The organism is Vulcanisaeta distributa JCM 11216 (assembly GCF_001315985.1).
GTDB lineage: Archaea > Thermoproteota > Thermoprotei > Thermoproteales > Thermocladiaceae > Vulcanisaeta > Vulcanisaeta distributa_E.
In genome coordinates this window covers 24,827-46,386 of sequence record NZ_BBBI01000004.1, presented here as the reverse complement: position 1 = coordinate 46,386, position 21,560 = coordinate 24,827, and the positions used below count along the sequence as shown (strand labels likewise).

Below are 21,560 nucleotides of genomic sequence, written 5' to 3'. Positions count from 1 at the left end.
TCAAATACACGGCAATCCCTAGCACCACGGCGCCAAGCTCAACACCGTAGGCGAGTGGGTTACCGCCCCAGATCTGCGGGTAGCTAGGAACTCATAGGTTAAATACGCCATTACTCCAGCCATTAATACGCCGAATACTATTAGGACAGTCCTAGATTTACCGCTTATGTTAAATGATGAGTACCTAAGCGTCGCAAGTATTACTGCCGCGATACCGACTACCATGTAGTATATTATTGCCTCAACAACGGCACCGTAGAGCGCCGTGAATGTATTATAGAGGAAGCCAGCCGCGGCAATTAGTGCCGCAGTTACTGCTAAGTCGAATAGGTGTGCGTATATTGGTGTTCCGAGTCTTGGGCTTATGTAGGCGAAGGTGCTTGGCCAGACTCTGTCGAAGGCTAGGGCGAACCAGTACCTTACGACGACGATGGCTCCGTAGGCGAGGACGGCTAGGTACCAAGTGACTGATGAAATGCCAATAAACCAACTTAGAATTGCATTACGCGAAACCACCATCGCCACCGTCCAGAAATTAAAACTACCACTTACCAACCCATTAACATTAGGATTAGACAAAGCCTCAGTAACAAAACCAAAACCCAACGAATAATACATGGCCTCGAAGCGAGGGTTAAGAATACTAATGAGAATAGGAATGCCATGGGGATGTTCCAGTGAAGGGCGCTTTTGCCCTTTATCTCGGAGGCTATTGCAGGCCCAGCATTCAACCACGGGTATACATATATTGCGAAGAAGGGTAGTAGCATCAATATGGTGTTCATGGAGAAGTAGGGCCCCCCCGTATAACTGCTGGCTATTTTTGAATACGTATAACCAGTTGGTAATAATGAAGACACAGCACTAATGACCTGGGTCTTAGGCGTTATGAAGAGCAAAATTATGGCCGTAAATAGACCAAGTAGTGATACTACTGTTAGTGCCGTCATTAGTTTAATCCCATACTTTGTACCAAGTATGTTGGCTAGGACTATGACGGCGAAGAAGGCAATGCCTATACCAACCTCCTGAGCAGTCGTTAATGAAATACTAACACCCAGTATTGGCAAAACCGACTCCAACTGAAAAACCGCCGCAAAGGCTATCAATGCGTAGTATGCCAAGCTCTCTATTACAAAGCCGAGGACAAGCCCATTAGTTAGCCAGGCTAGTTTTGGTCCTAGGGCTCTTCCTAGCCATATGTAGTCACCGCCAACCCTCGGTATGTACCTAATTAGCGTGGAGTAGACAATTACCTGCGGCAGTGCAAAGAGGGCGGCTATGAGGGAAGCATATACAAGGTTTGCGCCTGCCACGGTCGCCACGGTTGATAGTGCTGTCAATGTAAAGCCTATGGATGCCAAAGCAGCACCAACCGACATATTAGCAACATTAATCGAAACAGCATCCCAAAAACCAGCCTCCCTAACCAAACCCGTAGACTCCCTGATGAAGACTTGGTATTCCCTATCCATCGTTATAATGGTTATTTTAAATAATTTATAAATCCTCTGTTCATTAATACCGTTTATTGTTTAATCAAATTATTAAACAATAAGTCAGGACATAGTTTATAAATTAGTAGGCACTGCCATAATGCCGTGTTTGAGGTTGAGGTTAAGTATAGGGTTCCAAGCCACGATAGGATTAAGGATAATCTGAAATCATTGAATGCGAAGTTTCTCGAGCATACTGAGGAGACCGACATATACTTTAATAGCCCGGTTAGGGACTTTGCGAAGACTGACGAGGCACTTAGGGTTAGGGTATATGGCGACGGTACTGTGGTACTAACGTATAAAGGTCCACGTATTGGCAGTGTTGGGAAGACCCGTGAGGAATTGAGTGTTACCGTCAACGACCTTGACAGCCTCCTTGAGATTCTCAGGAGACTTGGGTTTAAGGAGGTAGCTAGGGTGGTGAAGAGGAGGGATATTTATAATTATGAGAACTTCACAATCTACATGGATACGGTCGAGGGATTGGGAAGCTTTGTTGAGGTTGAGACCATGGTTAATAATAAGGAACTAATAAATAAAGCCACGGAAGAGGTACTCCAGCTTGGAGATAGGATGGGCCTTAGGAGGGATTGGATTGAGAGGAGGACGTACTTAGAGTTAGTGCTTGAGAAGCAGGGTGTGAATAAACCTTAATAATTACGGCTGTAATACTTATTGTGCAGTTTGATAATGTCGTGATAATCGAGGATAATTACAGGAATTACTACCCATTATCAATTAGTACGCCACTCAGTGACCTAATAATTGGTGGTCTTCGATACTACGAACACATAGCATTATGGTTAATGAGCCTGGGATATGACGCGAATATATACGTTATTACCCGCGATTACCTAGCTAGGTATTGGCGAGGCATTGCCGATTCAATATTATCTAGACTTAACCTGAAGTATTCAGTAAAGTATGTACATAATACTGAGGATATAAGTGGAGCGACCCTGTGGATAGGCACATCGTTAATTCCTCAGATAGATGTGCTAAATAAATTGATGAGTAATGCGAGGACTGGAGTCGAGATTAAATGCGGCGATAAGGCTCTGCTCAGTATCACTAATGAACGTGGAGTAGGTGTAAAAGATACAATTAATAATTGCGACTTACCAATATCTAGTGGTATTTGGTCCATAATTAAGTGGAATACTGAATTACTCCGCAGTAATTCTAAGTACTTGGTGAAAATCATCGGTGATAAGGCCGTGAACTCCGACATCTCGGGTAATGCCATTATTGATGAGAGGGCAGGTAGTGTAATAGCGATAAATGCCATTATTGAACCATTGACCTATATTAAGGGCCCATCACTACTCGGTCCAGGCTCCAGGGTGCTGCCTCATGCATACGTTAGGGAGGGCACGGTACTCTACATGAATAATGCAGTTGGTGGTGAGGTTAAGAACTCAATAATGGATATGCACAGCCTCAAGGAGCACTTTAGTTACCTGGGCGACTCCTACGTGGGTAGGTGGGTTAATATTGGGGGGGCCGGGTCGGTAACTTCGAATCTGAAGAATACCATAGGCATCATTAGGTATATGGGTATTGACACGGGCATGATTAAGCTTGGTTCAATAATTGGTGATTGGGTTAAGGTGGGGGGGATTAACACGTCGATAATGAGCGGTAAGTATGTTGGGCAGGGTAGCAGCGTACTTGGTCTAATTAGGAGGGATGTTCCACCATTTAGTATGTGTATAAATGATAATTGTAAGACGTTAATAATCGAGAAGGCTGTGGAAATTTACAGGAGGTTTGCTGAGTTGAGGAGGACGGGGGGGTTTAATGAGGATGAAGCAGCACTAATTAAGGCGGTCTATGAAGTATCACTCCATGAACCTCCTCCTTAATTCCCTCTTCTCGAGATCATGAATAATAAGCACCAGCTTATCAATGTCGCTTATCTTTGGCAAGAACTCTTCAATATCATCAATCCTAACCCTACTGGATAGTGCGAGCACAGCGAGCTTGCCGTACTTACCAACGAGCTCAGCCGTCCTATTTATGTATTCAATAAGTTCATTGTCCTCAGACTTGGCCTTACCCTCCCTCCACCGTTCCATAACTTGCCTTACCCTCTCCTCATCAATCCTTAATGCACCGAGTTTTTCTGAGCCGCAGTTAGGGCATTTGGGCCTGTCTGGTAGGTCCTTATTCCTGACCGAGCCGACCCAACCACAGTTGAGACATACAAGTGTCATTGATTCATTTAATAGCCTAGCTTTAACGCTCTCCCTAACCAACTTATCGAGCTTGTCGGGCGCCATTACTTCAAGCCTATGGCTTATCTTATCCACGACCTCCCTACTCATTGGGCTAAACTCACTCCTCTCTATTGTTACTAGCCTCCTCTCGCCATTGATCAAAGACTTCAGGAAGAAGAATGTATTATCTAGATCAAAGTCTCTCATTAGGACCTCCTTAAGGGTCTCTGTGAATACTGGCGACCCCCTTATAAAGCTCTATTAAATTGGTTATTGCTAGGTCGCTCAACTCCCTGTCCTTTTTAATTACATTGAACCTCCTGGCAACGTGAACAAACTTCCTCTTGAAAATTCCCGTCTTGGTTATGGCCCTCATTGCATAATCAATAAATGTCTTGTCATCCATGTTAGCCACATCCATTATTGTTTGTACGATAAGTGTCGTGTCGATGCCAGGCCTTGGTAGTTGTAGTATGACCGCGTAAGCATCCTGCTGAACACCAACTGGATAACCAAGCCTCTCGGTTAATACCTCCCCCCCAAGTATTCTGGCTATTGTCCTGTTGACTAACGTACCACCATGCGTGTAAAGCACTATTAAATCGCCAACACGCTCAATAAGGACAAGTCTATGCGAGGGCACCGGAACCCCCCCACTTTCGACGTGCTCCATCACCTTGCTCACGACGTACTTAATCGTATCACTGGAGACACCCAGCTTCGTTGTGAAGGTATTTATGGTTGCCTCAGGACCAACCTTGGTTATGTAGTTACTTATTTCCTCCTTAATATTGCCAACATCCTGCGCGATCTCGAAAGGTACAGGGATTTCCTCACCAACCCATGATGGTATTGCACCAACCGTGTCCTTAGCCGGCGCCACGTAGATCGTATCACCGACAATCTTCTGCAGAACCCAAACACCACCCCCCCTAAACACGAACTTAATGCCAGGCTCACCATACTCAGCGACGAATGCCTCATCAAGCACACCAATGGTTCCTCATTGGCTTGGTTAATGACTAGGTAGTGCTTTTCGTCGGGTATCATAGACATCTGCTCAAAGAAGTACCTATACATCTCCCTCCTGGCCCTAACACCGCTTGGCTTAAGTACGACACCCTCATTTTCAATGAAGTAGGCAAGCCTTGGATTGAGGACATCACTCATGAACCTAAGCACACCCTTAAGCTCCTCAATTGACAACTTCCTGTACGGGTAAGCCCTCCTTATTAAATCATAAAGTTCATCAATAGTCCACCTACTCTTGATCATCAATAAACTGACTATTTGGTGAACGAGAACATCATATGGCTTATCAGGTATTTGCGTAGCCTCGAGAAGCCCAGACTTAGCCCTGTTTATTATCGCCACAGCCTCAAGCGTGTCATTCAAGTCCTCGGTTATTACAACACCCCCCCTTGGGATCTTATCAAGCCTATGGCCACTCCTACCAATCCTCTGAACAAGCCTAATAACCTGGTGGGGGCGATAGGTACTGTATTACGAAGTCCACGTGGCCGATGTCAATACCCAGTTCAAGGCTTGATGTTGCTATGACTGCCTTTAACTTACCATCCTTGAACGCCCTCTCCGTGGTTATCCTCGAAACCTTAGACAATGAACTGTGGTGTATGCCCACCGAGTCGTAGCCAAGCATTGTGAACCTATACATCAGTAGTTCAGCCATTGATCGTGTATTAACAAAGACTATCGTTGAACCACTCCCACTCACTAGGTCTTTAATCACCCTGAGCCTGGCAACCGCATCTGGGTATAGGTAAACACTCTTGGCCACATCTTCATCCTCCTTAGTGGGCTCCGGGTGTAGTACGTCCATCCTCATCTCTCTAATGATGCTTGACTGTACTATGTCGCATTCCTCATCATTACCAACAAGGAACCTGGCAACCTCCTCGGGGGGGCTACCCACCGTGCTGACAAGCCAATTATCTGCGGTTTCCTACCAATCAACCACTTAATCCTCTCAAGCGTCAAGGTCAACTGCGTACCTCTCTTATCCTCTGCTAATTCATGAACCTCGTCAATGATTATCCACCTAAGCTTCATTAAGTGCTCCCTTAGTCTCTTACCTGATAAAATCGCCTGGAGGGTCTCGGGCGTCGTTATGAGCATTTGAGGGGGGGGTCCTTACTCTGCTTAACCCTATCGCTCTGGTCCGTATCCCCATGCCTAACACCAACCTTAATACCAACCCTCTCACCCCCCCACCAAACAAGCCTATCAAGCAAGTCCCTATTCAACGCCCTAAGCGGTGTAACATAGAGAATGTATATGCCTTATCGGCGAACTCACCCTTATCCATACCCCACCTAAGCATCGAGAGGACTGGCAATACGGCGGCCTCCGTCTTACCACTGCCCGTTGGCGCTATTATCAACACATTACGCCCACTAAGGATCTTCGGAATAGCTAACCTCTGAGGCTCCGTGGCCTTTAAGAACCCCCTTTCAATAAGAGCTGATTGAATTACAGGGTGAAGTAATCCATAGGCATTATCCAACTCCTTAGTGGTTACTGAAAATTTGACATCGTAGCTACTCATCGTACTTACACTATACAATTAACACCATGGACCCTACCCAATTTTAAACCATTTGCTTTAGTTGAAGCGAAAGACAAAACCACGAAACCTATAAATAAGGTGCAGGAATGCTCCATAGAATATTACCTTTAATGGAAACATAAGCCTAATATTAAACCTCAGCATCAGTAAACCAATGCTTAAGTGCAGTGCCTGTGGCTCGACCAGGGTAACGGTCCTAATTAATGGAAAGCCATACTGCACATACTGCGGGACTAAAATATTAAGAACTCATTTAGTAAGAACGTTATTAAACATGAAGAAGGAGGGTTTGATAACCTCAATAATAAATGTGGAGAGTTACGAAGACTCTTAGTGAAGAAACTATTAATAAGCTAGAAGCACATACCCTAATGATGAATAGGTATGGATTAACACTCATAATAGTTCTATTTACAATGACCTTACTCACAACGAACTTAGCAGTGATGGGATACACCATAAATAACACTTTCATAATGCAGTTAAACAACAATATTACCCAGGGCCTAAGTAAATGCGGAATAAATCCATCAACAATGTACATAGTATCGAGCACCACAACGATAACAAATAACGTAGTTGTAGTTAAAATGGCCTCAACAACTGGTAATTACACCGTTGAGTTAAGTATAATGGCTGCAAATAATCAATTACCGATTAATGAGATAAACATAACAGTTACCAGAGATAATGTTGTACTTTGTAACCTAACAATACCAGTAAGTAGTGCATCGGGTTTGTATAACTATACCATAGAAAAAAATAGCTACTTCATAGAATTAATATCCTATAGTGGCTCTCCACCCACCATTATTAATAGTTCGAATTCACTAACTACATATGGAACAACGATCAATTCAGTAATAATAGTACCTGAGGTCACAGGCAATATAATATGCACCACTGGTTCGCCCTCCATACCCGTATATATGGTGTATATATTTGGCAAGCCCATGCTCTATATAATACAGCCATCAAAGCCGATAACATCCGTACTGTGTAGGTACAGTCAATCATTAAACATAAGTTACCTATTAATGTCACTGCTCATTGGTATAGCGGCGGCATTGATTTACGAAGTGGCACTAATAATGATTAAGATTAATCGTTTGAAAATTACCTAATAACCAAGTACCCAGGGACCTAAATGCCCTAGCTCTATGGGACAACTTATTCTTAATATCAATGCCTAGCTCGGCGAAGGTCTTATCATAACCATCGGGTATGAATATTGGATCGAACCCAAAGCCCTCGGAACCCCTAGGCTCCATTGCTATACTTCCACGTACAATACCGGTAAATAGCTTAATGTTGATTTTAGGGCCGCATAGGCCAACCACGGACTTAAAGTAGGCTGACCTATCCTCAACACCACTCATTAGCTTTAAAATGCCTGTAAGCCCTATTGTTTTATAGACATAGGCTGAGTATGGACCTGGAAATCCATTTAGCCTATTTATGAATAGACCATCATCCTCAACAACGAAGTAATTAGTAACGTTACTACTGCATATTTCACCTAGTGCATTGCTAACAATATCTTCAAGGTTATCGCTCTGTATCTCAATCTTCTTATGTTCACGGTCAATCACAAGATCCACACCGAACTCTCTAAGGACTAATGAAGCCTCATGGAATTTAGCCTCATTGCCTGTTACAAAGAATATCCTCATGCCTATTCATTTTTACAAACCGGCTTTAACTTTAATATTTTAAGGGAATCACTGCAGATTCACACCACTATAATCAAGAACCTTCTTTAACAAATCACTTTCTGGAGGAACACCTATGAACTCCACATTACCAACATCCTGATCCTCCCTCTTAAGCACAACAGTAGGCACGGCAGTAACTTGGTAAGCATCGGCAATATCACTCTCCTCATAAGCCTCAACCGTTACTGAAACAACCTTACCCTTACTATCATAGGCAAACATGTTAGCCATTAGTACGGCATACGGGCAGTATGGGCATGACGGCGTAACAACGGTCATGACCTCAACCCTCTTACTATTGCCCGAGTTTATCAGAGCCTCGAGACCCTTCTTCGTTTTAGGCCTTAACTTCGTTTCACCAACGGAGACCCTCACTATAGTCTCTATGAAGGCCCTAACCTCCTCACCAAGTGGTGCCCCCTAGGTACCTAATTGCACCATCAAGTAGGTATATTACGGGGGGGACCCTCTGCGGCTCAACGTTGTACTTATTGAAAGCGTCACTATTCTCCTCATACTTAATCTTCCTCAGCACTAACTTGCCAGGAGGCGCCAATTCAGCTAGCAGATCCAGTAATTCCTCGGTTGGTACGCACCAATTAGTGTCCCTATTACCACAGGTGTTGCTAGTGAAGAATAAGACCTCGACTGGGTTCTTCATTTGAGATAGTATCTCCTTTATTATCTCCTTAGTCTCTTCATCAACCTCTATGTGTGGTACCTCTGCAGTGCCTTGTGGCTTCTCGAAGGGTGTTGCGGACATTCTATCTTCGTAGGAAGTAACCCCCCCTATAAAAGCCTTTTTTCCCATTATTTTCAGTAATTTAGGGTGTTCATGAACTCCTCGATCTCCTGGACCTACTCTTAGACCCCCCCTTACTGCCTTTGGACTTCCTGCCTTTCCTCTTTCTTTTCTTTTTCCTCGACTTCCTGGACTTCCTAGTCTCCTTTAACTCACCCGAGACCTTGTCAATAATCTCCTTAATTACCCCCCCACTTGATATCCATGAATTGACCTTATTCAATTCATTATCTATTACATCATTAATTAATGACTGCCCAACCTGGTCAGCACCTACCAGCAATACCTTAGCCAACGCCTTGCCTGACTCCAGGCTTATAATGCCCGAAAACTCCTCACCAAGTCTCTCCTTAATATACCTCCTTAATCTCCTATAACTCTCCTCATTAAAGCCATCGATGCGCAGAACCTCCAGTAGAAATGACTGATTATCCTTAATGAAAGCAAGCCGCAACACGTCATTGCTAACCTCCTTAATTACGTCCACGACCAAGAACTAAACCAAGCACTAATAAATCTTACACCGCACCTTACCACCGACACAGGTATCAACCCATGCATTACATGATGAGTACTAAGTACCTGTGAATTAATTACATGATTCACCAATCAGTACTTAAAGGATTCCTCATCAAATCAGCGAGGTGAAGCATCCTCATCATAATACAATGCACCAGTGCATTTAAATAGTTTTTCACATGAATGGAGAGCTACGCATGGCTGATTGAACCAACCCAGTCATTGATAATGCCTAATTGGGAATGGCAATACGCAATCCCTATCCTCATCCACGAAGAATAATCTATCGCCGGGAGCCACATCCTTCATTAATTCAATAATGGCTCTCCAGTTCTTACGTGGTGTGACAGCAATCACGTGAAATCCATCCTTTCCATACGAGAGGTTCGTGTTTATGAGCCACGTGCCACCCACACTCACGGAGTACTCCACATTATACCTCCTGTTATATCCACCATAAATGCTCGCATCAACATCCTCCTTAAGTCTCACCCACCCGTCGGTGAATAGGTAATCCATATCGGTAATGCTCGTCCAGTCAGGATAGTCATCAAATAAATGAATTATTATTAGATCATCAACGATATTCTCGGTTAATTCCTTGATCTTAGCCGCAGCCTCCTCAATGGTGTTACCATCAATGCGTGGCGCTGGTAGATAATCCCTAATTATACCTGCCTTGGCGTTGATCATTATTAGCTCATGATCCAGCTCGTGCATCTGCACATAACTAATTATATGTGGCATAAGTCGTCGGAGGTGGGTCTCCGTCCCGGAAATACTTATGGTCGCCTCCTTACGTTCTCTCCTCCTTTCATGACCCTTAATTCTCGACTTAATCGATGTTCTCATCATAACCTCTATTTTCGGATTACCACCGGCCTGCTTGAGGTAAATAGTTACCTTATTTACCCTAGACGTTCTCAATAGATTTACAACATTACTCCACTCGTCGTTACTCCTCGCCATATTCCTCACCGCACTCCCACTCAGGTAGGATCCTATTCTCCTCTTCCTCACGCATCATCTCCCTCATTAACCTCTCCTCCTCCTGCTCTTCCTCCTCCCTTTCTATTTTATCGAGGTCCCCCCCAATCTCCACGTTCCTACGACCAACGACACTCACCACAGCTCTCTTAACCATGGTCCAAAACTCCTGTGGCGATCTGACAATTATTGATATACCCTCGTCCTCCTCCATGGGAGGCTCCACTTGGATTATGTACCTTGGCCTTGGGACCACCTCATAAAGGAACGTAAACTCATTAGCGTGCCTGTGTACTGACCAAACTCTCACCTTACCATCCGTGAACAAGTGACTGTTACCCCTAATCTCAATCTCATTTTTATCCCTCCTCGTCCCAAGACTTAAGTAAACGTTTGCGTTACGAAATGGTGATAACAAACCCTTAATCATCGATAACGCATCCTCAAGTGGTATATCATTGTGAATTTCAAGGTTCGTTATGAATTCCGTAAAGGAACCTGCCTTATTAATGACTTGGCAATTATTGAAGGATAGGCCATGTTCGTATATATACGTCACCGCTTGTTTTGCCAGTTCATGTAATTGGTTCATTGGGGCTACTATGTTAATGTCCATAATGGAGGCGTAATGCCTTGACTTTGATCGGCTCCGCACTATTTCAATTTCATCATAAACACTCACACTCGCCTGAACCCTTGGCTGTCTCCCTTTGTACAGGGTCATGAATAAATCCTCAGGCTCATAATCATTAACCAACTCAAGTACCCTATCCCACATGAGTAATGTATTGCGTACCATAATTCAGTAATTCCTAAGGAATTTATTAAGATACCTTTATTTTCAATTTATTACCAACCACGGTCAACAAACACAATGAGAAACACACTATGTAGGGTCACACTATTAATATTCAGGTAGGGAACTCATGGAGGTTCTTACAGTTAAGAACACCAGATGCGGTGTTCTGGGTCTATGCTGCCCAATGTCGCAAATACTTTTAATCATGTAATTAACTACCCTAATCGATGATGCAAGGACTTAAGTACTGATTGATGAGGAGGAACCCACGTGCTGATTTTATGGGTTAGGTTCGATGATTCAGCGCAGTATCGATGTACTTTATTTAATTATGACCTTAATGAATACGTATAAAGCCAAATCACTAAATTTAGAGGGATATTAATTTAGATCGGGGGTGTTGAAAATGCCCTATCATACCAGGCCTAGTCGTCCAAGTAGATCATAGGCATTATACTCAGAGGTTAACTTTACGTAAGCCTTCTTTTCACCGGTCATTGTTATTAACGTATTCACATTCTCGACTTTAACGTTATACGTCTTCTCCACGTAATCCCTAATCTCCTTCTTGGTGGCATTCCTCGGGACGATAATCGTTATCTTATTCTCCCTCTCAGCAAGCCTAAGGCTCTTCTCTGTGAGTACGAACCTCACTATCATGCCCCCCCTCACCCCCCCATGAACAAGCCCTTTCTCAATTCCTCAATCGCTCCTGATGTCCATAATGTTAGCCTACCAGGGACACCACCAGGTGCTAGGTACAGCACGCTTAAGTTCCTCACGGGAACAACATCAACACCAGGTAGATTCCTAGCAACCTTAATGACGGGGGGGGCATCAACGGTTGATGTCACGATAAGTAGGCTCTTGCCCTCCTTATACCTCCTACCCCCCCTCATCTTACCCTTACCAGACCTAATCCTAACCCTCTCGGCAACCCTCTCAACATCATCCCAAAGACCTAACGACGTGAGCGCCTTCTTCAAGTCTGACATAACACCAATCCTCTCAAAATCCTCACCCACAATAAGCGGTATCTGGGGAACTCTATCAACAATGTGACCCCCCTGGCAATGACCAAGTCCTTAATCGCGGTTGCGGCTATGGCCGACCTAATGGCCTTCCTACGCTCCCTCTTGTTAATCCTCTCATGAAGAACCTTCTCAACCTTGGGTGGGTGAGCCCTCCTACCCTTAACGACATTTGGTGCGAACCTTGCCGTGGGCCATAGACTACCCTTAACCCTAGGAACCCTCGCCAGGCCAAGCCCTATACCAAAACTCACCGCGGTAGTCCTCTTACCGGCCATTGGGTCTGTACCCTTGGGCTGTAGCTTAGCCGTTAACGCACTAATGTAGGCTCTAAGTATTAAGTCCGGCCTTATTGGCTCGAGGAATTGCTGAGGCAGTGAAATCTCGCCAATGGCGTTACCGCTTAAGTCGAGTACCTTCACTGTCGTTGGTATGGCGTACTTCGGCCTTATTAATGGTGATAGGTCTAGGGACACCATGCTCATGCACCCTGCAATGGCTGTGTTGATAACCAGACTATTTGAACCTTACCGGTTGGGTAGGTCTGTGGCCTAGGTCTCACGGGGAACCTAAGCGTCACAAGTCTCTTGACAACGCCGGGCACCGTGCCCTCGAGGACGATGTACGGCCCCCCCTTAATAATACCATAATGCGGGAAGCCCGAGCTTGGGGGGGTTATCTCAGCACCGTTCATGCCTATCCTGAGTATTCTCTTATTATACTCGGTCCTCTTATGCAGGCCCATCTGTCCAGGTCTTGGTGTTGTGAATGTTAGGGCTGGATTTTGCGGACCAATGGCTCCAATCCTCCTATAGCCCTTCCTATGCTTATGCCACTTGGGCAGTATCTTGACGTTAAACCTCTTAACAACGCCTTGCCAGCCCTTACCCTTAGTTATTGCTGCAACATCTACGTACTGACCCTCACTAAATACGTCATTAATGCCTATGTCCTTGCCAAGTATGGAATCGGCAAACTTAATTAATTGGTTAACATCATCAACACCGCCTATTGGTATTTCCAGTATCTCGGGTGTTTTCTTACCAATGCCGCTAAGCCTTGGTTGTGTGGCCACGATTGCCCTGACCTCCGTTATCACGTCCACGTTATCGAGTATCCTCTTCATCATTTCCTCCTTATTGAACTTCTCAGGTAGTGTTGGTATTTTTCTGGCGATGTCCTTGGGAACATCAGGCATCCAGACCTCACCCAAGCTCAACTTCAGGTTTTTCCAGGGATCGTACGTGTATGCCCTGAAGGCTATTACCTTAATCGGCGGGGGCATCAAGTATTGTGACTGGCTTAATAACCTCCTTGCTGTAGAACGGGCTTGTGGGCCTATCATCAATGACCACGGCATGGGCCATGCGGCCTTATAGGCCGCGAAACCAAGCAGAAGGGGCTTCCCTGGGTGTGGGTCAGGCCATACATTGAACTTCGCCACTAATGACTCGGCGCGCTTCCTTGGGTAGTAAGCCATGGATCCGCGCTTAGGCCTATGAATCTTTAAACCCATAGTTCAGCCTACGTAGTCACAACCCTATTTAAAAATTATTAGTTCCCTGGACTAAAGCAACGAACCATGCAGGTTCCTAACCAGGTTTAGTATTGATAGTACCGCTATCACGGCCTCCTCAGTCCTCACAGTCTCAACACCCTGACCGGGTATGAAATTAATGAATGGATACCTCCTCAATGTATCCTCCATACCCTCAGCCCTTAGGATCTCGTCAACACCATGATACGGAGAACCAAATACCACGAGAACCCTGTCCCTGCCCAGGGCATTCCTTATGTGCTCCATTGCGTCTTTAATACTAATGCCCTCCTTGCCCGTTAGGATTGCATAGTCGTAATTACTAAATAACTTACTAACATCCATAACCTCCGACTCAAAGCCCCCAGTAAATGCCCAGACGTTCCCTCGGGATAACATGCGCCCTATATGTATCATCCTAGTAGTTGGCGCATCAACCTGGACCACGACCCTGGTACCAGCGGCATTGGCTTGGGTACCTTGGCATAGACCCCCATCACCAATCTTAATTATTGAGAAATAGCCATCCCACCTAACAACAACGCCTTCCCTATACTCACCCTTTCCTGGCTTACCCTCAGGCGCGTGATTAGGCGTCTTTAGCGGCGGCAGCAATCCAGCATACCTGAGATCCCTATCTAGCTTGAATAGGTCCTTTCTTAGGTATGGTGCGTTGCCAGGTACTGGAGACTCTTTAATATGAAGTTAGCCCTGTCCCTCTCACCAGCTAATTTATGCCTATAAATAATGATCTTACTCACCTGGAATATGGCCGCGCCCCCCCTGCTAGGTAACCAATCTTCCTAATGGCCTCCCTATCATCAGGCACCTCCGCAAGAAAGTCACTGGGTATTGCAATGTCAATGATTGGTTTTAATCTAGAAACCCTCATTAAAAACCCACTAAACCTAACCTTGGAATTAATTACTTCTTTCCTCCCTTAGCCTGCTTACCTTGCTGTTGCTGTGTCGACCCACCAGTCTCAGTTAATGCCTTACCTAGCCTCCTCTCCTCCTCCTCACTTGTCATGAACAAGCTCGTCCTCTGTCTACCGCCCACGAAAACTACAGATGTGGCCTCAATTTATAAGTTTTTTCACGTTTAGAATCTCGTAGAGTAAGCATTGATGGGCGTTAATTGACTATCAAAATACGGTATTAACCAAGGCGATGGTAACTTACACAGCACCGGCATTTCTCGACAGGAGATAATCCATGGGCTTATTGATGCAACTCAAAGCCGTAGGTACTAGGTTTAGAAAATTCTAAAACTTAAAGGTTGGGAAAGGCATCATTCCTTACCAAGGAGTCTCTTAAGCCCTGGGTAGATCTCGAATAACTGCTCCTGCAATGCCAATGAGTAGTACTGTATCACGATCTCCACAACCAGTATCAAGCCAATACCACCGCCAAAGACACCGGCAATATCGCCGAGGGCCGCTATAACACCGACGATTAAACCACTAATTATTGTTAGCATCCTGATGTACCTATCAAGGAACCTAGCGATGACCCTTGGGCTCGGCCTAAAGCCAGGTATTTGCATGCCACCCTGTACTATGTACTTAGCCTGATCCTCAGCGCTTAGGCCGGCTAAGTTAACCCAAACAATGGCGAATACTACGGATAGTACCGCATACATCACTATATGCACTGCTATGTATGCCGCATCGATGTTTCTAGGCACCACCGTGAAGTAGTAAAGCAGTGAGTTGGGGCATGGTATTAAGCCGAGGTTTGTCATATGGGCGCAGGCTAACCAATTAAGGAATGGGTTGGCGTTGGCCTTATTGTACGCGCTCCAAAGTAGTGTTAGGCCTTCACCTATTAGGTACACGGTGTATGCCGTGAATATTATTGGTAGTACTGACACGTACATGAGCTTCAGGGGGGGCACAGAGTACCTATAGCCCCTGTACTGCACGAGGGCTACCGGTATCGATACTTCCATGAGCTCCAGGTAAAGTACTATGAGGGCCAGGGTTACTGTGGCTATTAGGCCCGTTAGGCTCGGTAAATTGACTTGGTAAAGTATACTCATTAGGTAGGTTAACTTACCGCCCATTGCGTAGTATATCGCCGCGGCCAACGCGGGGATTGCGCCGTAGGGCATTACAGTACCTGGTAGGGTAAATGGTGAGAAGGCCATTGCGAACATTTGCTTAACAATAGTCACCAGTATAAACAGCGATATGCCACTACCCAGTCCCCCCCATCCCTTGGATATCATGTCATCCATCAGGATTATTATTACCGTAGCAACCAACAATTGAATGACTATTAAGGCACCGCCAAGGGCATTAACGGGGGGGATTAACTGCCCACTGGTCACTAGGCTATTGCCTCAAGGAGACCAAATACAATCGCCAGCAGCTTAAGTAATGCATTAAACTTCGCCTGATCCTCTGGGTCTTCAAGGTCTACATTAATCATGTCCGAGAAAACGAGGATCTCGAGTATTATGCCGGCCACGACTATCGGCGTTATACCCAACTGAGCCAGTGTTCCAAAGGTTATGCCAAGTATGGATGCTATGGCTGGCGATAGGAAGAATGACGGCGTTGTGGGGCTAAGACCATAGAGCGGGGTTATTGACATCAACAGATAAACAGTCACTGCCAAGAATGTCCAGAACAACCTTGAACCCATTCCCAGGGCCTCCCTGGGCTTAGGCACGGTTGGCATTAAGCGTAGTATTGGTTCCATAATATCGATAAACCTACGCCCACCGGTGCTAGCCATTCATCATCCCCTGCCTCGTTAGAGTTCCATCGTTTGAGGAGGTTTTTAAGCTTTAGGATTTTCCTCGCTTTGGTACTTTTCATCATTAATCATACCAATAACCTAGTAAACATGGCATTAAGATCCATCGAAAAACTCTTTTGCATTAACCATCCCATACCATATTCATCATAATCCAAATTCCCAATACCATCAACAATCCATAATTAAATTGTTGTTTTTACCTACAACCCTAACTATGAATGTACAATACCCCCTAATCAACTCCACGGAACCCCCCAGCAGACCTTATCTTCTCCTCAGCCTTCCTAGAAACCCAAGCCGCCCTAACAATCATGGGCTTACTAACCCTACCCCCCCTACCAAGCAACTTATTAAAACCAATCCTCAGTAAGTCAACGACGTACTTACCATCAACCACCTGCACCAACCCCCCCCTACTGACCAACTCATCAAGCATTGAGTCAAGCTCACCAACATTAATGCAAAGCTTGGCCGCGACTATCGTCTCGGGCTGCTTAAAACCATGCTTGCCAAAGAATGGGTAACCACTGGAGTCCTCCGCATACTTCAACACCAATGACCACTTATGCTTATGAAGCCCTGACCTACCCCCCCTACCACCACTGGAACCACTCTTCCTATGCTGGCCAACCCTACCCCCCCAGCCATGCGTCCTTGAACCCCCCCTATATTTCCTAACCTTCCTCTCAAATCTCCTAACCATGACTACGACTGACTATTGAAACCCTTAATAAATTTTATGACCTTCCCTCCATGAACCAAAGGATGGAGAATTCATGCAAACCTGAGGTGATGCATCATTACTATTATTTTTCTTGTTGCTTATAGCATCTTAAGTATTAACTCATTAATGGCAATGCCCCTATAGCCCAAGTCTCCACCTTCATTAAACCCCCCCTCTTAATGCTCCTAAGGCCGCCTGATGGGGGGGGATGGAGCCTAAAGAAGGGCTTTAGGCCGGGTATGCAGAGCACCTTATTGCCTGACCTCGGCCACGGCTTATTCTCAGGACAGGCAAGTTGATTAACCTCACCCATTACGTATGCCAACGCAAACTCCTCAATACTTGACCAACCATACCTCTTAACCCAATCGTCAGTTAATGGCTTATAGCAACGAGCCTACCCCCCCTCCTCCTTAATAATTCGGCCAGGGTATCAGCATCTATCTCGCCCCAGGTGACCCAGTCCTTAACGACATTAAGCATTCCCATGTACGATGGCCTCTCATCAATGACGATGCATGTATACCTCCTCCTCAACCTAAGGAGATCCAGCGCTCTCTCAACATCGGGTGATGTATCCGCCAAACCCTTAAGCCTAATTACGGCAATCCGCGTGTAAGGTACCTCCTCAACGGCCTGTGCACCCTCCTGAACCTGCATAGTCAGTGCCCAATAAACCAATGATTTATTAAGCTTTAGCCTCACGGGACTAGATGGAGAAGGCGTACGTCTTCCTTAACGCGTCATACGTGGCCTTAACCAGGTTATGCGTCGTCCTCGTCTCGCCCCCCATGTGTATGACCAAACATCCTTAACACCCGCAAGCCTGAGAACCACCTTAGCGGCGTCGGCAGCCACAAGCCCAACACCCTTAGGCGCTGGTATGAGTATGACCCTAACACTACCGCTCTTGCCAACAACCTTAAACGGAACACTATGCGGCTCATCACATGAGCAGTGCCATGAACCACAACCCCCCCTCCTAACGGGTATTATGTTCAACTTAGCCTCCCTGATAGCCTTCTCAATGGCCTGATTAACCTGCCTACCCTTACCCATGCCAACACCCACATAACCATCCTCATTGCCGATGACCACAGCCACCTGGAACTGACTAACCTCACCAGCGTCAGTCTGCCTCTGCACAATGTTTATACTAACAACCTCATGCTTAAGATTGGGTAGGAAGAAGTCGATGATCTCAGGCTCCTTAATGGGTAGATTAAGCCTAAATAAATCGTCAATAGACTTAACCTTACCCTCCTTAACCAACCTACCAACCACGTCCTAGGCTGCCAAGCCTCAGCAACAGACTCAGTACTCATCGGTCAAGGCGTAACTAAACCATTTAAAAAAGATTTACACCACGCAAGTAATAGACGAATAACGAGGAATAATTACTGTAGCCCCCCCTTATTAAGCGGGTTGAGTATTAATAACTAGGATGGCGCTGGATAGGTTAATAGCCGAGGCAATGCTACTGATTGGCTCGATATACCTAGGCTACGCCTTATTCATCGTACTCGGCCACATGGGGTTGGCCTTATCATTAATGAATTCCATAAATCAAATGGCAGGCACAAGCGTTTACATACCGGATGCCGTGATCGTAACCAACGGGTCGATCAACCAGTTATACCTGGTGATTTATAACAATGGGCATACATCAATAAACCTGAGGGACGTATACATGAACTGTCAGGGCAACACCATAGAAGTAAAAATGAATAATACATACCTGGCCCCCCCAGAAAACTACATAATAATTAATAGACAGATACCCTACCAGCAATGCAGGTTAGTGCCTTATTCTGCATTGCAAATACCACAATATGCATGGTATACGAAACAAACACTACGCAGTACATCATTTCATGAACTTTTAACCATTAGTGACTTAAATATCAACTTGAGACTAACCTACTGATGTATTACGGAAGTAATACAAGAAAAATAAACAGACAAAAAAGAGGGGGGGACTTAAGTGGGCCGATATATACGATACTCATGATAGTCTTCGTAATAGTGGCCGCGATAATGCTGTATAATTACTTCCAATCAAGAACCTCGGTACTAACAACACAGGCGCAAATAAGCATAGTCAACCCACAACTGGCAGGTAATGTATACTCAATAACCGTGGAAAACATAGGTACAACACCAATAACTTTAACCTCAATAAACATATACCCACAGGATTCACAGACACCCATAGTGTCGCAGCCATTAAATACATCATTGAATCCAGGTCAGTCGACAAGCATTGTTGGTACATCATCGACACAGTTCATAACGGGCAATAAGTACATAGTTGTCATTGAGGGGGGGCAAACGGGAAACGGGCAAACAGTTGCTGCAGAGAGCATAGCGATTTCCCAGTGAAGTCCTAACTATCTCATTAAATCTCCATTAAAATTACGTTAGTGGCTTATATCTTTATTTGGGAATCAATAGTTGATGAGTAATTACGTGGTTAATGTCGATATAGATGGATTTACATTTAGAATACCCGTCTCCATAGTCACCAGGGAAGACACATACTACTACATAGTTAAGGAGCCTAAATGCGATACGCAGTGCGTAGATTTGAAGGGCAAGGTCATTGACGCCATGAGACAGCGAAGTCTAACGATATTCGATGCCATGAACGAGACATTAAGGAACTTAGGTAGTAAACAATTGATGGAGCCGATAATCTACTATCTATTGAGGGATTTGAGGGGGGGGTATGGACCAATAACGGTGCCCCTTTTCGACCCTAACATTGAGGAAGTCGAACTTAATAATTGGTCATACCCAATAACTGTGGTACATAGGGATTTACCAGGAATTAGGCTTGTGACGAATATCAGGTTTAACTCTGAAGTTGAGGCCAGGGACTTCATAATGAGCATTAGCAAGAGGGGGTTGCCTAGATCCGTCTCATTATTAAAGCCGTACTTAGAGACCATACTCCCTGAGGGCCATAGATTTACTGGAACAATTGGTGAGATAACCATAGGACCAACCTTCAGTATAAGGAAATTCCCACCGCAATCCCTAACCCTTGAGGAACTGATACTAAAGGGTACACTCAAGCCCAGCGCGGCTGCTTACCTATGGTTAATCACTGAACTTAAGGGCTTCATAATGATTAGTGGCCCAATGAGCAGCGGAAAAACAACACTACTGAGTGCAATAGCCAGTAAGCTACCTATTTACTCGAAGATTGTAACGATAGAGGACACGCCGGAAATACGCCTACCGCACCCGCACTGGGTTAGAATGTTTACTAGGGAAAACGAGGATGAGCGATCAAGAATAAACATGTTCGACTTAGTTAAGTTAGCAGTGAGATACCGACCAGATTACATAATTGTTGGTGAAGTCAGAGGTGAAGAAGTTCACGCACTTTTCCAAGCATCGGCCCTTGGTCACGGCATGTTAACCACATTCCACGCATCAACACCCGAAGAACTACTGATAAGATTAACTAACCCACCTTTGAACGTAAATATTGGCAACCTACAACTATTATCAAGTGTCGTCTTCACAACAATAAGAAATGGCAAGAGAATAGTTAGTAATATTGTGGAGCCTATAATTAACAATGGCTCAATAGAGTTCCAGAGCATACTGACGAATTCTGGCGATGTCGACATAAAGAAGAGTATTAGATTAAGAATACTGGAGAAGGCCTATGGAATAGACATCAACAAAGAATTGATAAGGAGGGAAAGCATGCTTAAGAACAGTAATGCAAGTTATGAATATGAAATTGAGGAAATAACCACAATAAATAATTAAGTACAAACCAATTATTCAATAATTCACAAATACGTCAATCACCACTGCGTATAACTAACCCCAGGAACATGAATTACCAACAAGGAAACAAGCCATCTCATGCAGAATAGTTAATCCTAACCACAGGCCCTCATTAAACCCGAACAACACTGAGACTAAAGTATACACATTATTAGTAAGCATGCATTCCAGTTAAATGTAGACGGTAATGGCGATAATATATGAACAAAATGCGTGCGAAACAATGATAATTAAGAACACGAATTAAATAAAGACGGGACCCAACCCCCCCATGTAATGCCTTACGTGACAAACCAGGGATTTCACCGGCCCGTTCTCCAACCGGTAACCCCCCTGAACGCGCCCACCCCCCCGACTTAGGGCCGCTCCCTCCCGGGCCTAACCCGGTTCGTCGGGATCCGTAACCGGCCAACCCTACGGTTGACCGGCTACGGCGTGGACGCCCCAGGGGGGGACCGGTTATCATTGAGGTACCGGTGGTCCCTGGTTTGTCACGTAAGGCATTACATGGGTTTCGGCCTCCGAACCCATCGGCCTGGGTTTTGCCCAGGGGGGGAGGGTTGGGTAGA

At 45.1% G+C, this 21,560-nt stretch carries 17 protein-coding genes, 1 other RNA gene and 6 pseudogenes; 7 read left to right on the top strand and 17 right to left on the bottom strand.

The genetic code is table 11. From position 1 onward, the window contains the following. Positions 1-18: 18 nt before the first annotated feature. Positions 19-519 carry a hypothetical protein gene (locus JCM11216_RS16320; protein ID WP_243675169.1) on the bottom strand — a complete coding sequence of 167 codons (501 nt, stop codon included), beginning with the start codon at positions 517-519 and terminating at the stop codon, positions 19-21. 29 nt (positions 520-548) lie between these two features. Further along, a complete protein-coding gene (locus JCM11216_RS16315; protein ID WP_243675168.1) occupies positions 549-1,475 on the bottom strand; it encodes an amino acid permease in 927 nt (308 codons plus the stop codon). A gap of 126 nt (positions 1,476-1,601) precedes the next feature. On the opposite strand from JCM11216_RS16315, the gene cyaB reads away from it, so the two are divergent. Then, positions 1,602-2,153 carry a class IV adenylate cyclase gene (gene cyaB, locus JCM11216_RS04450; RefSeq protein ID WP_054853428.1) on the top strand — a complete coding sequence of 184 codons (552 nt, stop codon included), beginning with the start codon at positions 1,602-1,604 and terminating at the stop codon, positions 2,151-2,153. Between the two features lie 23 nt (positions 2,154-2,176). Further along, complete coding sequence (locus JCM11216_RS04445; protein ID WP_054853427.1) at positions 2,177-3,364, top strand: hypothetical protein; 1,188 nt, start codon at positions 2,177-2,179, stop codon at positions 3,362-3,364. On the opposite strand, the pseudogene JCM11216_RS04440 reads toward JCM11216_RS04445, so the two are convergent. Beyond that, positions 3,341-6,284 (bottom strand): annotated as a pseudogene (locus JCM11216_RS04440) (DEAD/DEAH box helicase). The gene JCM11216_RS04445 and the pseudogene JCM11216_RS04440 sit on opposite strands and share 24 nt — an antisense overlap. A gap of 175 nt (positions 6,285-6,459) precedes the next feature. Between JCM11216_RS04440 and JCM11216_RS16310 the strand changes: the two are divergent. Beyond that, positions 6,460-6,639 carry a TFIIB-type zinc finger domain-containing protein gene (locus JCM11216_RS16310; protein WP_243666868.1) on the top strand — a complete coding sequence of 60 codons (180 nt, stop codon included), beginning with the start codon at positions 6,460-6,462 and terminating at the stop codon, positions 6,637-6,639. A 37-nt stretch (positions 6,640-6,676) separates the two neighbouring features. Then, positions 6,677-7,429, top strand: a complete 753-nt coding sequence (locus tag JCM11216_RS04430) for a hypothetical protein (RefSeq protein WP_243675167.1) — start codon at positions 6,677-6,679, stop codon at positions 7,427-7,429. Here JCM11216_RS04430 and JCM11216_RS04425 read toward each other — a convergent pair. The 13 genes and pseudogenes from JCM11216_RS04425 to JCM11216_RS04365 all read right to left on the bottom strand — a co-directional run bounded on the left by JCM11216_RS04425 (position 7,391) and on the right by JCM11216_RS04365 (position 18,509). Then, the gene (locus JCM11216_RS04425; protein ID WP_054853424.1) at positions 7,391-7,978 is read right to left on the bottom strand and encodes an XTP/dITP diphosphatase; all 588 of its coding nucleotides are present in this window, start codon (positions 7,976-7,978) and stop codon (positions 7,391-7,393) included. The genes JCM11216_RS04430 and JCM11216_RS04425 overlap by 39 nt on opposite strands. A gap of 48 nt (positions 7,979-8,026) precedes the next feature. Next, positions 8,027-8,783: pseudogene (locus JCM11216_RS04420) on the bottom strand (thioredoxin family protein). 70 nt (positions 8,784-8,853) lie between these two features. Then, complete coding sequence (locus JCM11216_RS04415) at positions 8,854-9,309, bottom strand: hypothetical protein (RefSeq protein ID WP_054853423.1); 456 nt, start codon at positions 9,307-9,309, stop codon at positions 8,854-8,856. A 251-nt stretch (positions 9,310-9,560) separates the two neighbouring features. Beyond that, positions 9,561-10,319 (bottom strand): hypothetical protein, encoded by a 759-nt coding sequence (locus JCM11216_RS04410; protein ID WP_243675166.1) that lies wholly within the window; start codon positions 10,317-10,319, stop codon positions 9,561-9,563. Continuing rightward, on the bottom strand, positions 10,297-11,127 hold the full coding sequence (locus JCM11216_RS04405) for a hypothetical protein (RefSeq protein ID WP_054853421.1): 831 nt from the start codon (positions 11,125-11,127) through the stop codon (positions 10,297-10,299). The genes JCM11216_RS04410 and JCM11216_RS04405 overlap by 23 nt, the downstream gene beginning before the upstream one ends. Before the next feature lie 414 nt (positions 11,128-11,541). Next, positions 11,542-11,787 (bottom strand): 50S ribosomal protein L23, encoded by a 246-nt coding sequence (locus tag JCM11216_RS04400; protein WP_054853518.1) that lies wholly within the window; start codon positions 11,785-11,787, stop codon positions 11,542-11,544. An 8-nt stretch (positions 11,788-11,795) separates the two neighbouring features. Further along, a pseudogene (gene rpl4p / locus JCM11216_RS04395) lies at positions 11,796-12,637 on the bottom strand (50S ribosomal protein L4). A 2-nt stretch (positions 12,638-12,639) separates the two neighbouring features. Further along, entirely contained in the window at positions 12,640-13,674 is a 1,035-nt protein-coding gene (locus tag JCM11216_RS04390; RefSeq protein ID WP_243675165.1) for a 50S ribosomal protein L3, read from the bottom strand. 51 nt (positions 13,675-13,725) lie between these two features. Further along, entirely contained in the window at positions 13,726-14,310 is a 585-nt protein-coding gene (locus tag JCM11216_RS04385; RefSeq protein WP_054853419.1) for a putative RNA uridine N3 methyltransferase, read from the bottom strand. Positions 14,311-14,985: 675 nt separating this feature from the next. Beyond that, positions 14,986-16,292, bottom strand: a pseudogene (gene secY, locus JCM11216_RS04380) (preprotein translocase subunit SecY). A 400-nt stretch (positions 16,293-16,692) separates the two neighbouring features. After that, positions 16,693-17,163: an uL15 family ribosomal protein gene (locus JCM11216_RS04375; protein WP_054853418.1), complete on the bottom strand. Its 471-nt coding sequence runs from the start codon at positions 17,161-17,163 to the stop codon at positions 16,693-16,695. A 119-nt stretch (positions 17,164-17,282) separates the two neighbouring features. After that, positions 17,283-17,844: pseudogene (locus tag JCM11216_RS04370) on the bottom strand (50S ribosomal protein L30). 49 nt (positions 17,845-17,893) lie between these two features. Next, a pseudogene (locus tag JCM11216_RS04365) lies at positions 17,894-18,509 on the bottom strand (30S ribosomal protein S5). Between the two features lie 119 nt (positions 18,510-18,628). Between JCM11216_RS04365 and JCM11216_RS04360 the strand changes: the two are divergent. The 3 genes from JCM11216_RS04360 to JCM11216_RS04350 all read left to right on the top strand — a co-directional run bounded on the left by JCM11216_RS04360 (position 18,629) and on the right by JCM11216_RS04350 (position 20,970). Then, positions 18,629-19,111, top strand: coding sequence for a hypothetical protein (locus JCM11216_RS04360; protein ID WP_054853416.1), 483 nt, complete (start codon positions 18,629-18,631; stop codon positions 19,109-19,111). Then, positions 19,111-19,566 (top strand): hypothetical protein, encoded by a 456-nt coding sequence (locus tag JCM11216_RS04355; protein ID WP_054853415.1) that lies wholly within the window; start codon positions 19,111-19,113, stop codon positions 19,564-19,566. The genes JCM11216_RS04360 and JCM11216_RS04355 overlap by 1 nt, the downstream gene beginning before the upstream one ends. 75 nt (positions 19,567-19,641) lie before the next feature. Beyond that, the gene (locus tag JCM11216_RS04350) at positions 19,642-20,970 is read left to right on the top strand and encodes a type II/IV secretion system ATPase subunit (RefSeq protein WP_054853414.1); all 1,329 of its coding nucleotides are present in this window, start codon (positions 19,642-19,644) and stop codon (positions 20,968-20,970) included. Between the two features lie 279 nt (positions 20,971-21,249). Here the strand turns inward: JCM11216_RS04350 and ffs are convergent. Continuing rightward, an RNA gene (gene ffs, locus JCM11216_RS16305) (signal recognition particle sRNA) lies at positions 21,250-21,557 on the bottom strand. Positions 21,558-21,560: the final 3 nt, after the last annotated feature.